A 23,111-nucleotide genomic window follows, 5' to 3' on the forward strand; every position below is an offset into this window, starting at 1 on the left:
GATTCAATCTGCCACACTGATACGAATAGTTATCGATTCGCTTATCATTCGCCATTAAAGGCACTCGGGGAGGCTCAGATTCATGTTCGTTCAACAACCTGTCGGCACGCGTTTTTCACCCAGTCTACTGGCATTGGCCATCTGCCTCAGCGGCACCCAGACAACGCTGGCGGCCGACACCGAAAAAGCACCGGCACCGCTTGAACTGGGCGCCACCGAGATCAGCGGCGAGCAACTCGGCGAGACCACCGAAGGCACCCAGTCGTACACCACCGGGCCCATGGCGACGGCCACCAAGTTGCCGTTGACCATGCGCGAAACCCCGCAGTCCGTGACCGTGATCACCCGCCAGCGCATGGACGACCAGGCCATGACCAGCGTCAACGACGTGGTCAAGAACACGCCTGGCCTGTTCCTCAGCCAGGCTAACGGGCCAGGGCGACAAAGTTACAAATCGCGCGGTTTTGACATCGACAACATGATGTTCGACGGCCTGCCCAGCGCCTATTCGAGCTACGCCAACAGCGTGCAGCCCAACCTGGCGATGTTCGACCGGGTCGAAGTGATTCGCGGCGCCACCGGCCTGGTCACCGGCGCCGGCAACCCGTCGGCAGCGATCAACTTTGTGCGCAAGCGCCCCACCGCTACGCCGCAGGTGTCAATCACCGGCGCCGCCGGCAGTTGGGATGACTACCGCATGGAACTCGACGCTTCCAGCGCCTTGAACGACAGCGGCACCCTGCGCGGCCGCGTGGTCGGTTCGTACCGCGACGCCAACAGCTTCCGTGACAACGAAACCAGCGACCACGGCCTGTTCTACGCCATCAGCGAAGCCGACCTGAGCGAAGACACCACCGCCACCCTCGGCTTCTCGCGTCAGGAAGACCAGACCAACCTCTTCTGGGGTGGCCTGCCCATCGGCACAGACGGCCATCACCTGAACCTGCCCCGCTCCACCAACCCCGGCAGCGACTGGGAAAACAAGGAGCTGACGATCAACACCGTGTTCGGCGACGTCCAGCACCGCTTCGACAATGGCTGGAAACTCAACGTCTCCGGCTCCGCGTCGCAGTTGGACGGCGTGTTCACCGGCAGTTACCAGTCGCGCTACCAAACCGAGTTGGCGCGCACCGCCTATCAATCGCACCAGGACGACCAACAGTACGCCTTCGACACCTTCGCCAGCGGCCCGGTCGAGGCCTTCGGCCGCACCCACGAAGTGGTGGTCGGCACCAGCAAACGCATTTACGACGCCACCTCCAAGGAATACAGCCCTTACGACACCAATTACCCGCTCAACGGCGCCAAACCCGACTTCCAGCGCAACGGCAAATCCCACAGCCTCACCACCCAGGACGGCGTCTACCTGACCACGCGCCTGAACCTGGCCGACCCGCTCAAGGTCATCCTGGGTGCGCGCCTGGACTGGTACGACTATGAAGACCGCCAAAGCCAAGACGGCGACTACAAAGTCACGCGCAACCTGACGCGTTACGCCGGAGTGATCTACGACCTCGACGAGCACCACTCGGTCTACACCAGCTACACCGACATCTTCACCCCACAAAGCGAAAAAGACCTCTCAGGCAAGGTGCTGGAACCGATCGTGGGCGAAAACTACGAAGTCGGCATCAAGGGCGAATACTTCAACGGCGCGCTCAACGCCAGCCTGGCGGTGTTCCAGATCGACCAGAAAAACCGCGCCACCACCGCCGCCACCCAGGCCGGTTGCCCGGTGCTCACCTGCTATGGCGCTGCCGGCCTGGTGCGCAGCCAGGGTATCGACCTGGAACTGCAAGGCGCCCTCACCGAGAACTGGCAAGTCGGCGGCGGCTTCACCTACACCCGCGCGCATTTCATCAAGGACAGCAACCCCGCCAACGACAACCAGCGTTTCGATCCCGATACCCCGGAGCGCCTGTTCAAACTCACCACGTCCTACCGCTTCCAGGGCCCGCTGGAAAAACTGCGCATCGGTGGCAACGTCTACTGGCAAAGCCGCATGTACAACAACATCGCCCTCGCCAACGGCAGCTACTATCGCCTGGAGCAAGGCAGCTATGCAGTGGCGGACGTGATGGCCGGTTACCAAGTGAGCAAGCACCTGGACCTGCAAGTGAACGCGAACAACCTCTTCGATCGCACCTACTACTCGGCGATCGGCACCAGCCCAACCTGGGGCTCCACCGACACCTACGGCAACCCGCGCAGCTTTGGCGTGACGGCGAAGTACAGTTTCTGACGGTTGCGGCGCCCGGGACTATTGAGCAAAAGAACAGGCAGCCCAGCCAGGGGCTGATTGAGTATGGCGCTGCTTTATAAGTCGCATGAGTCGCGAGTCGACCCAAAACGCCCCTGCGCTTGATTCGCCATGACGATATGTATCCCGCGGGCAATAGCCCGCGGCAAAGAAGTGGTTATTAGAGCCTCAGTAATTTGCTACAGGGTGTACCATCAAATGCTGTCCATCAGATATTAGTCCGTCATGTCCACACTAAGCGAAGAGAGCCGCCAGATCGTAGCTTCTCTGGCGTGCCGTGTTGGCCCCAACGCTGATGTCGCAAGAATCGCCGAGGCGATCGTTTCAATCTTGCAAGCGATGGACGCCGCACTGACCCCCATTATCGGCCGGCAAGGCGTCGTTGCGATGTATCGGCGAAGCGTGCATTTGTGCGCCTGCGCCCACCCTCAACTGGCTGGCGTTAATGACAGCGCGCAGGCCGCACCGGATCTGATTGCCCTCAAATCCGTACTGGTCGAGCAAAGCGCGGTCGATGCACTGCATCTCGGTGAAGTGCTGTTGACCACGTTTTATGAGCTGCTGACCACGCTGATCGGGCCTGCACTGACCGTCCGTTTGCTGCGCGGCGTGTGGGAACCCTCTTTGAGTGACACCCCTTCGCAGGAAAATTCGCCATGAGCACCAAAGTGACAATCAATCGTCTGGCCACCGGCGTGCCAGGACTGGACGAGGTGCTGGGCGGAGGGTTGCCGGAGTTTTCGTTCAACCTGATCGCCGGCCCCCCGGGCTGCGGCAAGACAACCCTGGCGCATCAGATGATGTTCGCCCTTGCGACGCCCGAACGCCCCGCGCTGTTTTTTACGGTGCTTGGCGAACCGCCGCTGAAAATGCTGCGTTATCAGCAGCAATTCGATTTTTTCGACAGCCAGACGATCAACCAGTCGATCCGCTATATCAACTTGGCGGACGATACCCTGGCAGGCAATTTGGACGAGGTGCTACGACGCATCGTCAGCGAGGTGGAGGCATATTCGCCGGCGCTGGTGTTTGTCGACTCGTTTCGCTCGGTGGTGCTGGCCAGTCAGACCCAGGACAACCCCAACAACAATTTGCCGCAGTTCGTTCAGCAACTGGGCATGTTGATGACGACCTGGCAGGCGACGACGTTTCTAATCGGTGAATACTTCACTGAAACAGACACGAACCCGATTTTCACCGTGGCCGATGGTTTGATCTGGCTGCGCCAAAGCGTCGAGCGCAATTCGATGGTGCGCAAGATGGAAATCATGAAAATGCGCGGCCAGCCGACATTGCCCGGCCTGCACACCTTCCGTATCGCCACCTCGGGGATCAAGGTCTTTGCTCCAGCGCCCCTCAACCCGGTTGAAACGCCGCTGAAGTTCCCGATCAAACGCCTGAAAATGGGCGTGCCACGGCTCGACGAAATGCTCGGCGGCGGGTTGCCCCAGGGGTATTCGTTGCTGGTGGCTGGCCCGTCAGGTTCAGGCAAAAGCATTCTGGCGGCGACGTTCCTGGCCGAAGGCGCACGCAATGGTGAAACCGGCGTGATCGCGGTGTTTGAACAACGCCCCAACCACTCGCAAAACGCGATGTTGAGCAACCTGATTCAGACCGGTCAGGTTGGCTTGGTCGATAGCCGGGCACCGGACCTGTCCATCGACGAAGTCGTCCAGTTGCTGCTCAGCGAAATCAGCCGGTTGAACGCCACACGCGTGGTGATCGATTCGCTGTCAGGCTTTGAGTTGGCGCTGGCGCCGACCTTTCGTGAAGACTTCCGTGAGTCGTTGTCGCGCATGGTCACTGCGTTGACACGCGCCGGGGTCAGTGTGTTGATGACATCGGAGTTGGAGGATCGCTACACCGACCTGCGTTTCAGCCCTTACGGCACAGCCTTTCTTACCGATGCAATCATTGTCCAGCGCTATATTGAAGTGCAGAGCCGTTTGCTGCGGATCATGGCCGTCGTCAAAGTGCGTGCCAGCGCCCATTCCGATGAGTTGCGCCAGTATCACATCGACGACCACGGCCTGCAGATTGGCGAAATGCTCGCCGATCAGGAGGGGCTGCTGGGCGGTCGTCCGACGAGTCACCGCATAGGGACGATACACGCGGGAGATCACAATGTTTGAGCCCGACTCATGAGCTATACCAACAGCGAGAACGAGCGTGAGAAGGCGAATGCCGCTCACGAACTGTTCTTGCTCGGTCAAAAAACGGTTGAGGCGCGCGCCGTATTGGCGGCCCTGCAACAACAGTTGAGCGACGCCAGCAGCCGTCTGGTGGATACCCAGCAGGTCGAGCAGGTGATCGAGGTCAACCAGCAACTGGTGTTGGCGATACTCCTGGCGCAATCAGACGCTGTAACTCCCCCTCGTTTGGAAGAACTGAGTTTGTACCAGGAGTTGCGGGAGGCCAACGCGCAACTGGTCATAGCGGCACTCAGTGCCCAGGAACTTCAGGCGACAGCCGAGCGCGCGCTGAGTCAGCAAAAAAACATACTGGCGATGGTCGCCCATGAGCTGAGAAACCCGCTGACCCCCATCAGTTTGATTGCAGAACGGATGGTGCGCCTGCCCAGCGAGCAACTGCCGCGAATGCGTGAGTTGATCGAGGGCCAGGTACAGCATATTTCACAACTGGTCGATGACCTGCTGGATGTCTCCCGCGCCAGCACGGGCAAGCTGCGAATCAATCGCCGCGAGGTCGACATGATGCAGATTCTTGAAGGTGCAATTGATGCCTGTCGCCCGCTCACGACTGCGCAACAGCAGCATTTCGATGTCGATCTGCCCGATCGCGTTTTGATGATCAATGGCGACCCGGGGCGTCTCGCGCAGATTATCCACAACCTTCTGGCCAATGCAGCCAAATACACGCCCGTCGGCGGCAGAATCAAACTCTGTGTAACCGTAGAAGGCAGTGTTTTGACAATGACTATTTCCGACAATGGTATTGGCGTTACGGCGCAAGCATTGCCGTTTATTTTTGACCCTTATGTTCAAGACTCTCACGCCATAGGTTTCAACGGCGCCGGCCTGGGTATTGGATTGACGGTCGTTCGAGAGTTGGTTGAAGCACACGGGGGAACGGTGACGGGAATGAGCGAGGGGGATGGAAAAGGAAGTGAGTTTGTGGTGACGCTACCGTTGGCAGCCAGCCAGAAAGGACCATGAACAGCTTTACACACTCGGGGCCGAAACCAGACCTTCATTCGTGTCGGCCAACGACGAAGTGAAGCAAGTCAGCACGTCTTGTGCTGACAACCCTCTGTTCCCTATGCGAAATGAACCTACGATTGAATAGGTAATGATGCGGTCATCTTCGCGTGACACACCGCCAGAATTTCATCCGCCAGCGCCGAGTCGTCAGGACAGGCGCGCGATAACACGATAGCGCCGACCGCACGCGCCAGCAGGTCGATCATTGCCTCCCTAGCCTCACCCGCTGGCGCATCCGCCCTGGTCGGGTATTTTTCGCCGAGAACTTGCAGCGTGCGCTCAATGCCCTCAGAGAATGCTGACTTCAAATCGCCGGACTGACGCGCAGCGTCGCCGCACAAAGCCGCCATGGTGCAACCCGTGCCGCGCCCGTCGCGATGATCCCTGGACACATACACATCGATGAAATCCTTGATGCTCAGTGATTCAGCGCTGCTCAGCGATTGCGCAAGGCTGTTGGCCGAAGCCTCAGCCATCAAGTCGGCCTTCGAACCGAAATGTTTGTAGAAACCGCCATGGGTGAAACCGGCAGCGGCCATCAAATCGGCCACGCCGACACCGTCAAAACCGCGTTCGCGAAACAGGCCCGAGGCCGTTTCGACGATGTGTTCCCGATTTGCCTGGGCCTGGGCCTTGGTCACCCGCATGTTCGATACCTCGTTCCCGCTTGGAAAATGGTGGGTTGATGATACATAGATGTTGGTCATAATCAAAGTTATTGACAACTTAGATTTCGATCATCATCCTAAATGCCAGCAATGTGAAATTCACCAACGGGCACGGAACAAACACCCATGAGCGACCATAATCTGTTTACCCCTTACACGCTTGGCGCGCTGAAACTGTCAAATCGCGTGGTTCTCGCCCCGCTGACGCGCAATCGCGCCGGGAAAGGCTTTGTACCGAGTGAATTTGCTGCGGCCTATTACAGCCAGCGGGCCAGCGCGGGCTTGCTGATTTCCGAAGCCTCGCAGATATCCCAGCAGGGACAGGGCTATCAGGACACGCCAGGCATTTACACACCGGCTCAGATACAGGGATGGCGCAAGGTGACCGATGCCGTACACGCCAAGGGCGGGAGAATTTTCCTGCAACTGTGGCATGTGGGTCGTGTTTCCCACGTCGATCTGCAACCGCACGGCGCGGCGCCGGTAGCCCCTTCGGCGCTGCGTCCCGCGACCAAGGTGTTCGTCAATAACCGCTTCGAGGACGTTTCCGAGCCGCGAGCATTGGACGCTGACGAATTACCGGGCATCGTCAACGATTTCCGCCAAGCGGCGGCAAACGCCATTGCGGCAGGCTTCGATGGCGTGGAAATCCATGCTGCAAACGGCTATTTGCTGGATCAGTTCATCAAGGATGGCGCCAACCTGCGTACCGATGCCTATGGCGGCTCTATCGAAAACCGTGCGCGTCTGCTGCTGGAAGTGACGGCCGCGGTGGCCGCCGAGATTGGTGCGGATCGCACGGGCATTCGCCTTTCGCCTGTCTCGCCGGCCAATGGTGTATCGAGCAGTGATCCACAGGCTCAGTTCGATTACATCGTTGATCAGCTCAACGCTCTGGACATCGTTTATCTACACGTCGTCGAAGGCGCGACCGGCGGGCCACGCGACGTGGCGCCCTTTGATTTCGACGCCTTGCGCCAGCGCTTCAAGAACACTTACATCGCCAACAACGGCTATGACCTGGACCTGGCCACGGCCCGCCTTGCGCATGACAAGGCCGACCTGATCGCGTTTGGCCGGCCTTTTATCGCCAACCCCGATCTGGTGGAGCGGCTCAAGACCGATGCGCCACTGTCCGCCTTCGACCCCGCCACGCTCTACGGCGGCGGCGCGGCGGGATACATCGACTACCCCACGCTTGCCGAATCCAGCACCCGCGCGAACTAAGCATTGGCTGATCGAGCCCGGTTTTATTCGTGCATCAATCCACGTTCCAGATAAAGAGCTGACATCATGACGACTTACCCTAGCGTTCTCATCACTGGCGCTTCCACTGGCATCGGCGCGGTTTACGCCGAGCGTTTTGCCCAACGCGGGCATGATCTGGTGTTGGTCGCCCGCGACCACACGCGCCTGGAAACGCTCGCCGTAAAGTTGCGTGGCGAACACAACGTCGCCGTTGAAGTGCTTGCGGCCGACCTGACTCAACTCAGCGACCTGCACACCGTCGAAGCGCGCCTGCGGGATGACGCGCGCATCGGCATCCTCGTCAACAATGCCGGTGCCGCGCAGTCCGGCAGCTTCATCGAGCAAAGCACCGACAGCGTGGCGCAACTGGTGGCCCTCAACACCACTGCGCTGGTGCGACTCGCCAGCGCCATCGCGCCACGCCTGGCCAAAGCCGGTGAAGGCGCAATCATCAACATCGGTTCGGTGGTGGGCCTGGCGCCTGAGTTTGGCATGTCGGTCTATGGGGCGACCAAGGCGTTTGTGCTGTTCCTTTCCCAAGGCCTGAGCCTGGAACTTTCGCCTCAGGGTGTTTATGTGCAAGCCGTATTGCCCGCCGCCACCCGCACGGAGATTTGGGACCGCGCCGGGATCGACATCAACACCTTGAGCGAAGTCATGGAAGTGGCTGACCTGGTCGATGCCGCACTGGTCGGCTTCGACCGCCGCGAACCGGTGACCATTCCGCCGCTGCAAGAAGGCGAGCGCTGGGATGCCCTGCAAACCGCACGTCAGGGGCTTTTGGCGCAGATCAGACAGTCCGTCGTGGCGCCGCGCTATTTGACTCAAGTCTGAACCCTGTCGAGCCGGTCGGCCTCGCCTCGCAATCTCACGGGATAAACATGACTCTTTTGGCTAGAAGCAATCCTCCCGGTTCGCCGTCGTCATTTGTCCACGCGGCGAACCAGTCGGTTCTGGTGGGCGGGATACCTTTTGCCTATCGCGATCCGGGCTCCAGAACGCAGGTCCCGCGGGTCATGTTCAACCATTGGGGGGCCGTGCTGGATAACTTTGACCCCAGGATCATTGACGGTCTGGCGAAAAACCGGCGTGTCATCACCACCGACTACCGTGGTATCGGTGGCTCGGGTGGCGCCGCGCCGTTGACCGTCGGTGAAATGGCTGTGGTTGCCGGGGCCGCGCCCCGCTCTCATTCAACCAACAAGAGCGCTGCAACATGAAGGCATTTTTTATCGACCGCTACGGCAAGCAGAACGGAATGCTTGGCGAAGTGCCCGACCCTGCGGTCGGTGAGCATGACGTTCTGATCCAGGTGCGTGCAACGAGCGTGAACCCGTTGGACTCGAAGATCAGAACCGGGGAATTCAAACTGATCCTGCCTTATACATTTCCATTGGTCTTGGGTAACGACCTGGCGGGGGTGGTCGTTCGCACAGGCTCGGCGGTGAAGCGATTCAATCCGGGAGACGAAGTCTACGCACGCCCTCCCGAGGATCGGATCGGGACATTTGCCGAACTGATCGCCGTGAACGAAAACGCGCTCGCGCTGAAACCCTCGAACCTGGACATGGCCGAAGCGGCGTCTGTCCCCTTGGCCGCCTTGACGGCCTGGCAGGCGCTGGTTGAGACCGCCCAGCTGAAAAAAGGCCAGAAGGTGTTGATTCATGCCGGCTCCGGCGGTGTCGGCACATTTGCCATCCAGCTCGCCAAACACCTCGGCGCTTTCGTTGCGACCACCACCAGCACGGCGAATGTCGAATGGGTGAAGACGCTCGGGGCGGATGTGATCATCGATTACAAGCAGCAAGATTTTGCAACCGAATTGCACGATTTCGACGTGGTATTGAACAGCCTGGGCAACGATGTACTGATGAAATCAGTCGAGGTTCTCAAGCCTGGCGGACAGCTCATTTCCCTCTCCGGACCACCGACGGCAGCCTTTGCCCAAGCGCAAGGCTTGTCCTGGATTCTGCGGCAAGTCATGCGCCTGCTGAGCAGCGGGATTCGTAGAAAAGCTCGCAAACACGGGGCGAGCTATGCATTTTTGTTTATGCGGGCCAGCGGCGTACAACTGCAAAAAATCACCTCGCTTATCGAAGCTGGCGTCATCAAACCGGTCATTGATCGTTCCTTCCCTTTTGAATCGACGGCAGAGGCGTTGCGGTACGTCGAGCAGGGCAGATCAAAAGGCAAAGTCACCATAACCTTCCATGGATTGCCTTAGCCCCTCAAGCCGTTTTATCCTCGACCCTCCCCGCCGGACCCGGAGTCGCCATGGACCTCGCCCCCCTCGCCCTCTTCCTCCCCGCCTGCTTTGCCCTGAACATGGCACCCGGCCCAAACAACCTGCTGTCGGTCAGCAACGCCACGCGCTACGGCTACCGCACTGCCTGCCTCGCCGGCATCGGCCGCCTGCTTGCCTTCTCCGGCATGATCGCCCTCGCCTCCGCCGGGTTGGCGGTGGTGCTGCAAACGTCGGCGTTGTTGTTCTACGCGATCAAGATCGTCGGGGCGGCGTATCTGTTGTATCTGGCGATTCAGCTATGGCGGGCCGACCCGCAGATGCAGGACGAATCGGTTACGGCCAAGGTGGGAATATGGGCGCTGGCGCGTCAGGAGTTTTTGGTGGCAACGGGCAACCCGAAAGCCATCCTGGTCTTCACTGCCTTCCTCCCGCAGTTCGTGGTGCCAGGCCAGCCCATCACCCCACAGTTCGCCCTGCTCGGCGCACTGTTCCTGGCGCTGGAATGGATCGCCATCAGCCTTTACGCCTATATGGGCCTGCACATGCGCCGCTGGTTTGCCGAGCCACGGGGTAAGCGGATATTCAATCGGTGTTGCGCGGGGTTGTTGTCTGCGGCGGCGGCGATGTTGCTGATGGCGCGTCGGGCTTGAACGGCATTTTCAAGGCGGCGGGATGGGCGAGGTGCTGCCTATCCGCGTCATTGAGGTTGCTCCGCAAACACCAACAGCCAAATGCCATCGTTCGCTCATCTACGATTTGCTACAAGGACGTCGCATGCGCCATACCTTCAAGTTCTTGACCCTACCCCACCCGCTCCGGCGAGGTCGCCAACATCTTCATCCACGGCGACTCAGCCGGCGACGATTGCGCCCGTAGCCAATGGTCAGGTGTTTTCTGCGTCTGACAGGGCCTTGGCCACTACGGCAGGTAAGCTGCCGGGCGCCCTTATACGCATTTGCTTGCTCAAATTAAAACGACCAAACACCACCGTGATGTCAGAAACCGAGACGTCAAACTCTCGGGCGAGAAACTTAACCATGTGGTCAGTCGCCCTGCCTGCTACGGGTGCGGCGGTGACGCTAATCTTGAGTTGACTTCCTTTCGCCTTGCCGATGGCATCCTTTTTGGCGCTCGGAGTTCCAAGTATGTTCAGAACTAAAATCTCTCCATCCCACCCACAAAACGAGGACATCTCAAAGCCCCGGCCGGATGATTTCTTTTTGGTAATCGCTTTTGCTTTCTTCACATGGATCCCGCGTGGTCGGATAAAAATGCCTAACGATAAATAGACATCAACGGGTGCATAACATTTTTGGGCCAACGTGCGCTGCCGCTCTGAAGTGCAGTGTTTACGAGGAGAGCGGAAGTAAAAACGGTTAGGCACCCTTGCAGCAATTCCTTTTGCGAACGGTGTTTAGCAGTGGCGAGGGTAGCGCGGGGCTTGGAGGAAAGACAAGGGGGCAGCGGTCGCAGCACCGGCGCTTGGGGAAAGACGAACGACTGCTTCTTGCCCGCCCAGGCCTATTGTAATCGGCAGAAGTCGACCCAGAGCTGTTAGCACAGGCAGATATCGGTCATTCCGCCAATTTAATAAACGAGGGGCGATTCACCTTTATTTCAAACTTGGTCTGACGTCTATTCTTCTCACTTATTACTTGACCCATTCTGATTCATCAGGCTAGTTAATGCCGCCCTCTACCGACATTAATATGGAAATTATGAAGCCTCTTTACCTGTGTTCAATTCTGCTACTTGCAGGCTGCGCCCCAGCGCCGAAATACCTTGTGCCTGCCGGGGCGCCTCACGCGCTTATCCGCAGCGAATTGGTGTCGATGGAGAATTATCGAAACGGCGTGTCGCTGGTCGAGGCGCCTCCCATCGGCTGCAAATACGGCAGAACCGTGGCGACTGCGCCGGGAGGGCAGCTGGTTTCCGTTTATAAGAATGTATCGACGCCGGAGGGGTTTTTTCCGATTGAAGCCGGCAAGCCGCTGCACTTGGTGATGCGCGGCTCGGCCAATGCCAATCGCTCGTGCAGCATAGCGTTTGTCAGCGAATTTGCGCCGGGCGCACGTTACGTAATCAAAGGAGGCATTGTCGACAGCCCGGGCGCGCTGAGCGGTTGTTACATTGACATATTCAATGTCGATTCGGGCGCGCGCGTCCCCGTGGCCGATGAGCCGAAAATGGAGCGTAATTGTGCGTTGGACCGCCTACCGACGCTCTAGTGGGGAATTGCACTCTACCTGACCATTCTTTTGCGTTGTACAAGCCCCACAGCCTATAAAAACGGTGGCGTCGGTCCAAATCACCCAGGATTCACGACGGGTGACAAACTTTCGGATGGGTTTCTCGATGGCAGCAAACTATGTTTAATCTCGAGCGGTCAGGCTGAAAGTATCGGCCGAGAATTGGGGGCACTGGCGTGACAAATTATATTTGTGGTAACCCGCATTGTCTGCGTGAATGCCCGCAGCGATAGGTGGCGTTGACGAAATTTATGGGGTAAAGATGGCGCTTCAATTAGCAATGATCTGAAGGAACCAGCATGCTTATCCGACTTTCACCCATCGCCGCCGCGCTCGCGTTTTCATTCTTATCCTGTACCGCGTTCGCTACGGATTTGGCCCCCCAATTGCTGAAAAAAGCCGAGGCCGAACAAAAATCCTATCTTGCCACCGTCAAAGAGCTGGTGGACATTGATACCGGAACCGGCCAGGCGCTCGGCCTGAAAACCGTCAGCGCGATGCTAGTTGAGCGGCTCAAGGGGTTGGGTGCTGAAGTCACCACGACACCTGCGACCCCCTCCGCTGGCGACAACATCGTGGGCACTCTCAAAGGCACTGGCAGCAAGAACTTTCTGCTGATGGTCCACTACGACACGGTGTTCGGCCCAGGTACAGCGGCGAAACGCCCGTTCAAGCTCGACGGCGAGCGCGCCTATGGTCCCGGTGTTGCTGACGCCAAAGGTGGCGTCGCGATGATTCTGCATTCATTGCAGCTGCTGCAGGATCAGAAGTTCAATGATTTCGGTAGCCTAACAGTGCTGTTCAATCCCGATGAAGAAACCGGCTCTGCTGGTTCGAAAAAAATCATCGCCGAGCTCGCTCGTCAACAGGACTACGTGTTCTCGTACGAGCCACCGGACAGAGACGCGATAACCGTCGCTACCAACGGCATCAACGGCGTGTTTCTCGACGTGAAGGGCAAGTCTTCGCATGCAGGTTCTGCACCTGAAGCCGGGAGCAACGCGGCCATGGAACTCGCGCACCAGATGTTGCAACTCAAGGACCTTGGCGATCCGGCCAAAGGCACCACGGTCAACTGGACGTTGATAAAAGGCGGCGAGAAACGCAACATCATTCCTTCCAGCGCCTCGGCCGAGGCTGATATGCGTTACGCCGATCTGTGTGAAACTGACCGCGTACTCGCCGACGCCCAACGCATCGCTGCGAAAAAGCTCATCGATGGCACTGAAGTGACATTGCGCCTGGAAAAGGGTCGCCCACCGCTGGCCAAGAATCCGGGCTCCGAACAACTGGCGAAAGCCGCACAAGCTCTTTACAGAAAAATAGGCCGCAACATTGAGCCTATCGCCATGCGCTTTGGCACCGATGCGGGCTACGCATATATGCCAGGGAGCGCGAAACCGGCTGTGCTGGAGACGATGGGTGTCGTCGGTGCCGGATTGCACGCCGATGACGAATACATCGAGCTGTCGAGCATTGCTCCGAGGCTTTACCTTACTGTGGCACTGATCACCCAGCTGTCTGGCGCTGAAGTAGCACCGTAACTACGACGTTTCCGCAACCACAGGCTACAAAACGCTTGTGGACGGTCGGGAAGCTCCGACTTTTGGCAAAGACGAATGCCCACCGGCCAACACCCGTTTCATGACCTCGATCTTCGGGGCTGATTCTGAGTGCGGTCGTGCGTTGTCATCGCACCCGACGCTAAACGGTGTCGGTCACGGTAGGGTTGCCCAAAACACAGATTTCCATCTCAGGCACATACTTTTCTGCCGTGGAAACCGAAGCCGACTTTTTCAACAGAAGCGGCCAAACGATGGCCGCTGTGGCAGTATTTTGCGCCTTCCTGCAAACCGACGGCTAAACCGTTGGTACCGTTCCGCCGTCGATCACAAACTCACTTCCCGTGATAGATGCTGCTCGCGGCGAAGCCAGGAAACCGATCAGGTCAGCAACTTCGGAAGGCGTCGACGGGCGGCCGAGCGGGATACCTCCAAGTGCTTTCATGATGATCTCTTTACCACCTTGATAGTCAGTACCTGCCTCCTGCGCGAGTCGCTCGGCTAATGCGACCGACGCTTCGGTTTCAACCCAGCCCGGCGAAACCCGAACCACGCGGATGCCTCTGGGCGAAACCTCTTTCGATAAACTTTTGCTGTACGTCGAAAGTGCGGCCTTGGCCGCCGCGTAAGCTGTTGTAGCTTCCGGCAGTGGCAGCCGACTCTGGATGGAGGTGACGTGGATGACGACCCCCTCCTTGCGCTCCAGCATACCCGGGAGCAAGGCGCGGTCGAGGCGCACCGCCGGCAACAGATTCAGGCTGAGCTCTCGTTGCCACTGTTCCTCGTCCAGCGCAGCAAAACCGCCGCCGGGTGCCGACGAACCACCCAGGACATGGATCATTATGTCCACGCCCCCCAGCCGCTGTTGGATCGCGGCGATCAGCACCTCACAACCCTCCCGGGTCGAAAGATCAGCCGCAATCAGAAGAGCGCCCGGCATTTCAACGTCCACCTGCCTGGCCGAGGTAATGACCTTCGCGCCCTCGGCCAGTAACAACTCGACGACAGCCTTGCCGATGCCTTTGGTGCCACCGGTGACCAGGACCCGCTTGCCAGTCAAACCTAGATTCAGCATGGCGTGATCTCCAGGGAACGGATTCGACCGCCCTCCAGCGTGAAGACGTAACTCAGTTGAACCGGGCTACCGGGGAAATTCCCAACAAGGCGCGCAATGACAGTCAGTCTGCCCTGCCCTTGCAGAGCTTGCAGTGGTTGGACCTGATAGATGAAAGCTCTGCGTGCCTCCAGTTGCCAGGCTTCGATGGCAGCTGTTCCTTCGTATGTTTTTCTCTCATCGCAAACCGTGGCGTCAGAGTGGAAGCAGCTCGCAAGTTGCGCTGCATCGCCACCATTGCTGACCGCAAAGTACGTCTGCACGACGTCGGGAAGCTGAGGTGTCATGTTTTCGTTCTCCAGAATCTGGTTGTATGAAGCGATCTTGTGCACTTTTGTACGTGAGCCTGATGCCATGAGGCATCCATCCGGGCCGAGCATCAGGAGATCAACCCCAGTTTCGCGGCCTTGAAGGTGGCGGCCGCTCGAGTCGAGCATTCCAGCTTCCGGAAGATGCTTTCCACGTGCGTGCGAACGGTGCTCGGGCTTATTTCCAGTAACCTCGCCACTTGCTTGTTGTTGGCGCCAGCGCTGATCGCCCTGAGGATGCGACACTCTCGCCCGGTGAGTAATAGCCCACCAGGCGGTTGAACCTGGTGCTCGCCGCGTGCGGCCAGCCTCAGCCATGCATCACATGCTTGAGGTGGCGAGCATTCAGCAGCAACCAGACCGCCTCCACTGCCGATGTCAAAGTACGTCTCACCAACGCTGATACGCTGAAAGCTCATTTGCTGATCTCCTGGATGGATTTCCTGGAGCAATCTTGCTGCCTGACGGATAGTTTGCTCAACTGGGACAAACCTTTATGACCAATCCCGAAATTCAGGACAATAAATGTCACAAGATCGTTTAGGCCTCAGTGAGCTGGACGCTGTTATAGCGGTCGCACGCAGGGGGTCGTTTCGGCAAGCCGCTATCGATCTCGGCGTCTCCACCACCGCGTTGAGCAACACCATTGCCCAACTGGAAGCCCGCCTCGAATCGCGGCTGTTCAATCGCACTACCCGTAGCGTGGCCATCACCGAAGCGGGCAGGATATTTCTGGAGCAGGTGGGGCCAGCCTTGCAGGATTTGCGTGCTGCACTCGATGCAGTGCGATCACATACCGCCGGGCCCTCGGGCACGCTGCGTATCAATGCGTTCGCCAGCGCTGCCCGATCGGCGCTCCTGCCACTGGTGATGGAGTTCCTGCAGCATCATCCGAAAGTACACGTCGACCTCGTGACCGAAGGCCGTCTGGTGGATATCGTTGCTGACGGCTTCGATTTCGGCGTGCGCTCAGCAAGCCTCGTTCCGAATGACATGATTGTGATCCCTCTCGGCCAGCCGCAACGGTACGCTGTGGTCGGTTCGCCGGTGTACTTCGAAAAACACGGCAAACCGCGAACGCCATCCGAGCTGCTCCAGCATCGATGCATCCGCGTTCGACTACCGAATGGCGCGATTTTCCCGTGGCATTTCGAGCGGGACGCAGAAGTGATTCGTCTCGATGTGAGCGGGCCGCTTACGCTGGATGAATCCAGCGTGGTCAAGCTTGCGGTGCAGGAAGGCATGGGGCTCGGCTTTTTCATGGAGCAGGACGTTCTCGACGAAATCCGTGCCGGACAGTTCGTGCGGACTCTGGAAGACTGGACACCGCCCAGAGACAAGCTGTGCCTGTATTACCCGAACCGCCGCAACCCCTGCGCGGCAGCCAAGGCATTCATCGACCTGGCACGCGCCAGTCAGGCCGTCCAGGACGAGCTCGGATGATCCAGGCTTAACCCGGACCAGGCTCAGGCAATCAATCCCAGTGTCAGTCCCTTCAAGGTAGCGGCTGCCCGGGTCGAGCATTCCAGTTTGCGAAAGATGCTTTCCATGTGCGTGCGAACCGTGCTCGGACTGATGTCCAGCAGCCGCGCCACCTGCTTGTTGCTGGCGCCACGGCTGATCTCCAGCAGGATGCGGCACTCGCGAGTCGTGAGTACCGAAGCCTTCGGTTGACGCATGCGACGCTCACCCCCTGCGGCGGCAATTACTGCTTCGCAAATATCGTTGTCGAACAAGCCACTGCCGGCATCCTGTTTGAGTAACCTGGCTGCATCCGCTTCGCCGTGGGCCGATCGCCATGGCCTGGCTTCCCTTAGCGCGACCCAGGCTACCGATGTGGCGAACAGGCGATGCTCGGCACACAGTGCATCACCCGCCACGCCTCGAAAATAGCCACTGCCGTTGAGCCGTTCATAGGCATGGGATGCAATCTCTGCGGGCACGGCCAGTTCAGTGATAGGTCTAAGCGCCTGTTGTGTCCAGTAAGGGACAAGGCGTACCCGCTCCGCAGCGCCGTATGGCAGCGTCCCTACGGTATTCCAAAGGTGGTTCGAAACGGCTGCCCGGCCGAGACCGTAGATGAGCGCGGACTTGCCAATTTCTGTCAAAGTGGGCTCCCGCAGCCCCCACAGACGTGCAGCTTCCACGGCGACATGCGCTACCTGCCGCGAATGCCCTGCCAACCACGGGAGCTTCAAGTCGATGATGTCTCCCACCAACGTCAGTGAGACACAACGCTGCTCATGCGCGTGGTCAACCGTTTTCGAAAGCGTTTCCAAATCCGCCAGCCAGTCCTTTGCGTTCCCCAGAAGCAACGATACTAGCGACGCGGGATAGCGCCGATCCGACTGCTCTCTGATCCAGCGTAGCGCCGCGTCCAGGCCGTGCGCACGACTGAGAATATCCAGATCACCTGCAAGTACTACCTGATAGGCGACCTCCGGAATGTGCTCATGGGTCAGGCCCAGCGGCCGGCCAGTGCCGTCGTAGGTTTCGAACACGCGACACAAGCCTGCCTCGACGGCGGCACCGAGCCGGAGGGTGTTGGCGATTGCTCCAGACACCTCACAGTGCACGACGGCCAGCGGGGTTGCCTGATGCACCGCGTTCATTTGCTCATTGCCCAGCGTCAAATCGAGCATCGCGCGGCGGCCATCGACGTCGTCGCCCAGCAGATCCGCAAAGCCTTCGGCATTGGCGGTGCAACCGGACCAGCGCAGCAAGGCAACCTGTTCCGCTACCCTCAGATGCTCACCGTCGCCGTGCCGGGCCCGCGCCAGCATCCGCGCCAGTGCGGCAACACGCCGGGAATGACCGAGTGGTTGTCCCATACTGAGGTCACCGATCTGGGCGATCGTCGCCAGCGCCCCGCCCAGGGAGATGTCCAGTTGCAACACACTATCCATGAAAAATGTCCCAGGGTCGGATAATTGACCGATGCCCACACCGCGGGCTAGTCAGCAGAATTTGAACTCCCGAACAGGAGCTCATCCAATGAAAACATTCAAATCGAAAATCGCTACCGTCGCCTTTGCCCTAGCCGGCACCTTCATCGCAAGCGCCAGTCATGCGCAGGATACAACGCCCTCCGTGGTGATCGTACACGGCGCGTTCGCCGACGGCTCCGATTGGGCCAAAGTGGTGCCACTGCTCCAAGCCCAAGGGGTGGCCGTTACGGTTGTGCAGAACCCGCTCACCTCACTTGCCGACGATGTTGCCGCTACGCGCCGCGTGTTGAGCAACCAGCAGAGCAAGGTGGTTCTAGTCGGGCACTCTTGGGGCGGCACCGTGATTACCGAGGCCGGTAGCGACCCGAAGGTCAGCGCGCTGGTGTATGTCGCCGCCTTCGCGCCGGAGGCCGGGCAAACCAGCGGCGAACAAGGTAAAGGCGCGCCCACGCCCCCTGGCATCAGTCAGATCAAGGCCGACGGCAACGGTTTTCTCTATTTGACCCCGGAAGGCATGGCCAAGGACTTCGCCCAGGATCTCCCTGCAGCGCAGACCGCCGTCATGACCGCCACGCAAGGTCCCATCAAGGCATCTGCCTTCGACGATAAAACGACCGTGTCGTCCTGGAAGACCAAACCGTCCTGGTATCTGCTAGCCACAGAAGACCGGATGATCCACCCCGACGTCCAGCGCTCTGCCGCCAAGCGTATCGGTGCCACCCTTGCAGAGGTGCACACCAGCCATGTTCCCCAGCAGTCACAGCCGGCCGAGGTCGCCGCAGTGATTCTTAAGGCAGTGCACAGCGTTGGCGAGAAATGATCGCAGGGAAATGACGCCACTGATAACCGCAAACTCAATCGCTGCATGGATACGGAGCGTGCGCATGAATCATCTGCGTGATCAACACTATGACTTCATTGTGTGCGGTGCAGGTACGGCGGGCTGCGTGGTCGCAGCCCGTCTCGCCGATCAGCAAAGCGCACGCGTCTTGCTGATTGAAGCTGGCGAGGGGTACTCAGGCCCCGAGGTTGCCGAACCGGCGCAATGGCCGATGAACCTCGGTTCAAAGCGCGACTGGGCATTCGAGGGGCAACCCAATCCACACCTCAATGGTCGACGGCTATCCCTGAGCATGGGTAAGGGACTCGGCGGCGGCTCCAGCATCAATGTGATGGTCTGGTCGCGCGGGCACCGCTCCGATTGGGACCATTTCGCTGCCGAGTCCGGCGACCCGGCCTGGGGCTACGATTCGGTACTCAATTACTACCGCAGGATCGAGAACTGGCAAGGCAGCCCTGATGCCACTCGGCGTGGTTCAGGTGGCCCCGTGCATGTCGAACAGCCGGCCACGCCTCAACCCCTCGCGTGGGCAACGTTGGAGGCGGCCAGCCGTCTGGGTATCCCCCGATTCGACAGTCCCAATGGCGAGATGATGGAAGGCCCGGGCGGGATCGCTATCACCGACCTGCGCATTAACCAGGGCAAGCGCGAATCTGTTTACGACTCCTACATCCGGCCACGGTTGCACTATCCGAACTTGACGGTCCTGACAGGGGCATTGGTGACCCGCCTATTGCTTATCGGTACACGGGTTATCGGTGTCGAAGTGGTGATCGCCGGCGAACGGCAGTGCTTCTATGCCGCAGCCGAGGTCATCCTGTCCATGGGCGCGGTGCAGACACCCAAGGTGCTCATACAATCGGGAATCGGCCCGGAAGATGAACTGCGACACCACGGCATCGCACCGACCCATCACCTTCCCGGCGTGGGCCAGAATCTTCAGGACCATCTCGCCTTTGGCTGTACGTGGGAGTACCTGCAACCCCAGGCAGTCGGTAGCGGCGGGTGCGAAACCACCTTGTACTGGAAAAGCGACAGTCGCCTGGATGTCCCGGACCTGTTGCAGTGTCAACTGGCGTTTGCGGTACCCTCTCCGCCTGAGGTCGCGATTGAGCCGCCACACCATGGCTGGACAATGTTCGCTGGGCTGGCCAGGCCTGCCAGTCGAGGACGCTTGCGCCTGTCGGGTGCCGGGCCACTGGATGTCCCACTCATTGAGCCGAACTCGCTGAGCGCGCCCGAGGATATGACCGCGGCGTATGCGTCGATCGACCTGTGCAGGGCGCTCGGTAACAGCGAAGCCTTCAACGGGCTGGTCAAACGCGAAGTTGTGCCCGGGCCGAAAGAACATCGCGCTATGGAGCAGTTCATCCGCAACTCTGCCGTGACTTACTGGCACCAGTCCTGCACCGCAAAAATGGGCCGAGATACGATGTCGGTGGTCGACCATCAACTGCGCGTGTATGGCATCAATAAACTGCGCATTGCTGATGCCTCGATCATGCCGCGAATTACCGTTGGCAACACGATGGCGCCGTGCGTCGTCATCGCCGAACGAGCAGCAGATCTTGTCCTCGCTGCGCAGGGTGTGACGGCTGCGGCTACAGCGCTGCGCCGGTAACTCATAAGAATACTGATACACCCCATGCTCACTGGCAGAAACGGCCAGAAGCGGTCACTCGCGATCCCGGTGAGTAATCATCCAAAAATGTAATGCATTTCGGTCTGGCGTGGTGAGCGCACCGAACGACGACCTACAGCGTCCGGCTTAGTAGTAAATCCAGCTGATCGTAATCGCGCCTCAGCGCAAGATTGCCCACGCAATGTAGAGGGCGGGCTGGCAAATTAGAATGACTGTCGCGAGCAACGTGCCATAAGCAAGCCTGGCTCCTGTCGAATGTTCCCCCAAAGGCAAGACCACTGCCAAGCAACTCAACCGGATAGTGAACACTAATAGCAGCACCAACTGAGCGCACACGTAGAGGCTGACAGCGGGAGTCTTTGGAAAAAAATGCGCGACCGGAAAAAGTAAAATTCCGAAGAGTGCGCCGAATAGCATCGCGTGCCGGAAGTTCCTAGACGCCTCGGCAAAGCTTAATTCGAATCGCACACCGGTTTTGGTGCTCATCAACCAGGCATAGAGCAAGGTAAAGCCAAGTGGCAACGCGTAAACAACCAAGACTGCGCACAGCAGGTATAGTCCTATCATGACGCTCTCCCTGAAAGGCCATTCAATTCATGCTTGCATTAGCTCGTGGACGGCGATGCAAATCTCACTTCGTTGAGTAATCCCGTATATCAATCACGACCTCTATCTCCTGACAGATCAGCCCTTCTCCGCCAGCATGGAACCTATCGCTGGGTGATGAGTCGATTGTCGCATCCCAGAACTTGGCTGAATAGCGACCGTGCTTGGGGGGCTTTCTGGGATAACCGCCACCAATGCAATTCGAGCCTTCACTCGTGATTTTTCTATCGTGCGGCAGTAAGCATATGTCGCAGAGATCAACTCTGAAATTTGCTATGGCGGCCTCTGGCAAGTGACTGCTTCGGGTCGTTTTCAGCCAGTCACGACAGGCAGAAAACGACCCAAAGCTAACATCATTAAAGCGCGCTGAGAGTCGTGCCTCACTCATTTGCATCCGACCTGATCAGCCATTCCAACCGTTTCAACAGAATCGGCCGATTGCAGCCCTTCGTGAGAAGCAGAAATCGGCCATGAGTTCACGTTCGATCCACACCCGTTTTCAACCAAAAAGACAAGCCAGCCTTCTCCCGCAGGCCCGTATTGCTAAAGTTACCGACTCATCAGTCGACAGCTTTTGCTCCCATTTCACGGATGATATTGAGGGCACGCAGGGTTTGAACGGCGTGCCCTTACGTAATCGATTGCCAAATCATCCACCGGTGTTTTCCGGCAGTTTGGCAATCACCTTGATCTCGAACTGGTAACCATAGAGCCACGTAACGCCCACGCCGGTCAGCGTCGGGTGTGGCGCCCTCCCCCAGAACTCCGGCACAACCTTCCAGATCGTCTCGAACTTCGATTCGGGATCGACGATGAAGACGGTGACGTCAATCACATCGTCGAAGGTGCAACCGGCGGCAACCAGGATTGCATTCAGGTTGCTGAACGCGAGTCGCACCTGGGCCTCCAGATCGGGTTCGGGCGAGCCGTCTTCGTGACTGCCAACCTGCCCCGACACGAATAAAAAGCCATTGGACTTGATAGCCGGCGAATAGCGATTGCGCTCGTAAAGCGCCTGGCGTCCAGCTGGAAAAACCACGTCACGCTGCGTCATAGGTGCCTCCATCAATGGGTCAACCTCGACCCGGAACTAACGATGCAGAGACTGTAAGGGCTTGTACCAAGGCGATAAACACGCAACCTTAGCTAGCACTGTTTGTTAAACCCAAACAATCTGCTCGATAGCGGAGGCAGCAATGGACCGTTTTGATGCAATGCAGGCATTTGCTCGCGTGGTGGAAGCTGGCAGCTTCACCAAGGCGGCCGAAACACTGCATATGAGCAAGACCACCGTGACACAACTGGTACAGCAGTTGGAGGCACGGTTGCGGGTTAAATTGCTTAACCGCACGACGCGCAAAGTCAACGTCACTGCCGATGGTGCTGTCTATTACGAGCGAGTTCTGCGGCTGCTGGCCGACATGGACGACGCCGAGACCAGCCTGTCCAACGCCTCGACGCTGCCCAGGGGTCGCTTGCGAGTGGATGTGCCGAGCCCTCTGGCCAGCATGATTCTCGTCCCCGCATTGCCTGGGTTTTACTTGCGCTACCCCGACATCCAGATCGATATGGGCGTCAGTGACCGGATCGTGGATATGATCGGTGAGAACATCGATTGCGTGGTGCGTGGCGGCGAGATAAAGGATCAGTCGCTGATGGCCCGGAAGGTAGGCGACCTCCAGCTTGGCGTTTTCGCCGCACCGAGCTACCTGGCACGCGTCGGTATCCCCACGCATCCGCGGGAGCTGGAGGATTCGCAGCATCGTATCGTCGGCTTCTTGTGGGCGCGCACCGGCAAAGCCCTGCCCTACTCCATGCGCAACCACGCTGAGAGCCTCCAGGTCAAAGGCCGCTATGCGCTGGCAGTCGATGATGGCAACGCCTACCTCGCGGCCGGCCTGGCCGGGCTGGGTGTACTTTGGCTACCCAAGTACATGTCCAAAACCTTCGAAGCACGCGGCGAGCTGGTGCCCCTGTTCGAGAACTGGAGCCTCGATCCGATGCCGATCTACGTGGCATTTCCCCCGAACCGGCATATCAGCATCAAGGTGCGCGTGTTCATTGATTGGGTCGCGGAGCTGATGGCGCAGCATGCGCCTGTCAGCGAGCGACTTGATTCGTGACGGTGGCGTTGCTGGCCCCAGCATGCTGATTCTGTATGCGGCCTCTGTAGGCGAGGCCGATGTACTCGGTTCGCAA

At 58.8% G+C, this 23,111-nt stretch carries 21 protein-coding genes and 2 pseudogenes; 15 read left to right on the forward strand and 8 right to left on the reverse strand.

Annotated elements, in window-relative coordinates; translation table 11 throughout:
* The first annotated feature begins 82 nt into the window (after positions 1-82).
* The 4 genes from U5A08_RS15750 to U5A08_RS15765 all read left to right on the forward strand — a co-directional run bounded on the left by U5A08_RS15750 (position 83) and on the right by U5A08_RS15765 (position 5,436).
* The gene (locus U5A08_RS15750) at positions 83-2,242 is read left to right on the forward strand and encodes a TonB-dependent siderophore receptor (protein ID WP_321847366.1); all 2,160 of its coding nucleotides are present in this window, start codon (positions 83-85) and stop codon (positions 2,240-2,242) included.
* A gap of 243 nt (positions 2,243-2,485) precedes the next feature.
* Positions 2,486-2,920, forward strand: a complete 435-nt coding sequence (locus U5A08_RS15755) for a hypothetical protein (protein WP_321847367.1) — start codon at positions 2,486-2,488, stop codon at positions 2,918-2,920.
* Complete coding sequence (locus U5A08_RS15760) at positions 2,917-4,392, forward strand: ATPase domain-containing protein (RefSeq protein WP_253396229.1); 1,476 nt, start codon at positions 2,917-2,919, stop codon at positions 4,390-4,392. Before U5A08_RS15755 ends, U5A08_RS15760 begins: the two co-directional genes overlap by 4 nt.
* A gap of 9 nt (positions 4,393-4,401) precedes the next feature.
* The gene (locus tag U5A08_RS15765; protein ID WP_253396231.1) at positions 4,402-5,436 is read left to right on the forward strand and encodes a sensor histidine kinase; all 1,035 of its coding nucleotides are present in this window, start codon (positions 4,402-4,404) and stop codon (positions 5,434-5,436) included.
* Positions 5,437-5,552: 116 nt separating this feature from the next.
* Here the strand turns inward: U5A08_RS15765 and U5A08_RS15770 are convergent, their stop codons facing one another.
* Entirely contained in the window at positions 5,553-6,128 is a 576-nt protein-coding gene (locus tag U5A08_RS15770) for a TetR/AcrR family transcriptional regulator (protein ID WP_253400395.1), read from the reverse strand.
* A 147-nt stretch (positions 6,129-6,275) separates the two neighbouring features.
* On the opposite strand from U5A08_RS15770, the gene U5A08_RS15775 reads away from it, so the two are divergent.
* From U5A08_RS15775 to U5A08_RS15795, 5 genes and pseudogenes are all read left to right on the forward strand, one after another.
* The gene (locus U5A08_RS15775) at positions 6,276-7,376 is read left to right on the forward strand and encodes an alkene reductase (protein ID WP_321847368.1); all 1,101 of its coding nucleotides are present in this window, start codon (positions 6,276-6,278) and stop codon (positions 7,374-7,376) included.
* A 66-nt stretch (positions 7,377-7,442) separates the two neighbouring features.
* Positions 7,443-8,231, forward strand: a complete 789-nt coding sequence (locus tag U5A08_RS15780; protein WP_321847369.1) for an SDR family NAD(P)-dependent oxidoreductase — start codon at positions 7,443-7,445, stop codon at positions 8,229-8,231.
* Positions 8,232-8,278: 47 nt separating this feature from the next.
* Positions 8,279-8,560: pseudogene (locus U5A08_RS15785) on the forward strand (alpha/beta fold hydrolase); the annotation flags it as partial.
* Positions 8,561-8,613: 53 nt separating this feature from the next.
* The gene (locus U5A08_RS15790; protein WP_321847370.1) at positions 8,614-9,621 is read left to right on the forward strand and encodes an NADP-dependent oxidoreductase; all 1,008 of its coding nucleotides are present in this window, start codon (positions 8,614-8,616) and stop codon (positions 9,619-9,621) included.
* 50 nt (positions 9,622-9,671) lie between these two features.
* Positions 9,672-10,292: a LysE family translocator gene (locus U5A08_RS15795; RefSeq protein WP_321847371.1), complete on the forward strand. Its 621-nt coding sequence runs from the start codon at positions 9,672-9,674 to the stop codon at positions 10,290-10,292.
* 233 nt (positions 10,293-10,525) lie between these two features.
* Here the strand turns inward: U5A08_RS15795 and U5A08_RS15800 are convergent, their stop codons facing one another.
* Positions 10,526-11,026 (reverse strand): DUF167 domain-containing protein, encoded by a 501-nt coding sequence (locus U5A08_RS15800; protein WP_321847372.1) that lies wholly within the window; start codon positions 11,024-11,026, stop codon positions 10,526-10,528.
* 325 nt (positions 11,027-11,351) lie between these two features.
* Here U5A08_RS15800 and U5A08_RS15805 point away from each other — a divergent pair, with 325 nt between their 5' ends.
* Both U5A08_RS15805 and U5A08_RS15810 read left to right on the forward strand, forming a co-directional pair.
* The gene (locus U5A08_RS15805; RefSeq protein WP_253396243.1) at positions 11,352-11,870 is read left to right on the forward strand and encodes a hypothetical protein; all 519 of its coding nucleotides are present in this window, start codon (positions 11,352-11,354) and stop codon (positions 11,868-11,870) included.
* Between the two features lie 320 nt (positions 11,871-12,190).
* A complete protein-coding gene (locus tag U5A08_RS15810) occupies positions 12,191-13,435 on the forward strand; it encodes a M20/M25/M40 family metallo-hydrolase (RefSeq protein ID WP_321847373.1) in 1,245 nt (414 codons plus the stop codon).
* A 316-nt stretch (positions 13,436-13,751) separates the two neighbouring features.
* On the opposite strand, the gene U5A08_RS15815 is transcribed toward U5A08_RS15810, so the two are convergent.
* The 3 genes and pseudogenes from U5A08_RS15815 to U5A08_RS15825 form a co-directional block, all read right to left on the reverse strand.
* Positions 13,752-14,528 (reverse strand): SDR family oxidoreductase, encoded by a 777-nt coding sequence (locus tag U5A08_RS15815; RefSeq protein ID WP_321847374.1) that lies wholly within the window; start codon positions 14,526-14,528, stop codon positions 13,752-13,754.
* Complete coding sequence (locus U5A08_RS15820; protein ID WP_321847375.1) at positions 14,522-15,004, reverse strand: nuclear transport factor 2 family protein; 483 nt, start codon at positions 15,002-15,004, stop codon at positions 14,522-14,524. Before U5A08_RS15820 ends, U5A08_RS15815 begins: the two co-directional genes overlap by 7 nt.
* A pseudogene (locus tag U5A08_RS15825) lies at positions 14,947-15,207 on the reverse strand (response regulator transcription factor); the annotation flags it as partial. The gene U5A08_RS15820 and the pseudogene U5A08_RS15825, both read right to left, overlap by 58 nt.
* Before the next feature lie 193 nt (positions 15,208-15,400).
* On the opposite strand from U5A08_RS15825, the gene U5A08_RS15830 reads away from it, so the two are divergent.
* Complete coding sequence (locus U5A08_RS15830; RefSeq protein ID WP_321847376.1) at positions 15,401-16,318, forward strand: LysR substrate-binding domain-containing protein; 918 nt, start codon at positions 15,401-15,403, stop codon at positions 16,316-16,318.
* A 23-nt stretch (positions 16,319-16,341) separates the two neighbouring features.
* On the opposite strand, the gene U5A08_RS15835 is transcribed toward U5A08_RS15830, so the two are convergent.
* A complete protein-coding gene (locus tag U5A08_RS15835) occupies positions 16,342-17,781 on the reverse strand; it encodes an HD domain-containing phosphohydrolase (RefSeq protein ID WP_321847377.1) in 1,440 nt (479 codons plus the stop codon).
* Between the two features lie 88 nt (positions 17,782-17,869).
* On the opposite strand from U5A08_RS15835, the gene U5A08_RS15840 reads away from it, so the two are divergent.
* On the forward strand, positions 17,870-18,643 hold the full coding sequence (locus U5A08_RS15840; protein WP_253396249.1) for an alpha/beta hydrolase: 774 nt from the start codon (positions 17,870-17,872) through the stop codon (positions 18,641-18,643).
* Between the two features lie 64 nt (positions 18,644-18,707).
* On the forward strand, positions 18,708-20,285 hold the full coding sequence (locus U5A08_RS15845) for a GMC family oxidoreductase (RefSeq protein ID WP_321847378.1): 1,578 nt from the start codon (positions 18,708-18,710) through the stop codon (positions 20,283-20,285).
* Between the two features lie 180 nt (positions 20,286-20,465).
* Here the strand turns inward: U5A08_RS15845 and U5A08_RS15850 are convergent, their stop codons facing one another.
* Entirely contained in the window at positions 20,466-20,873 is a 408-nt protein-coding gene (locus U5A08_RS15850) for a hypothetical protein (protein WP_321847379.1), read from the reverse strand.
* A 688-nt stretch (positions 20,874-21,561) separates the two neighbouring features.
* Positions 21,562-21,966, reverse strand: coding sequence for a RidA family protein (locus U5A08_RS15855; RefSeq protein WP_253396256.1), 405 nt, complete (start codon positions 21,964-21,966; stop codon positions 21,562-21,564).
* A 142-nt stretch (positions 21,967-22,108) separates the two neighbouring features.
* On the opposite strand from U5A08_RS15855, the gene U5A08_RS15860 reads away from it, so the two are divergent.
* Entirely contained in the window at positions 22,109-23,035 is a 927-nt protein-coding gene (locus tag U5A08_RS15860; RefSeq protein WP_321847380.1) for a LysR family transcriptional regulator, read from the forward strand.
* Positions 23,036-23,111: the final 76 nt, after the last annotated feature.

The organism is Pseudomonas paraveronii (assembly GCF_963681955.1).
GTDB classification, from domain to species: domain Bacteria; phylum Pseudomonadota; class Gammaproteobacteria; order Pseudomonadales; family Pseudomonadaceae; genus Aquipseudomonas; species Aquipseudomonas paraveronii.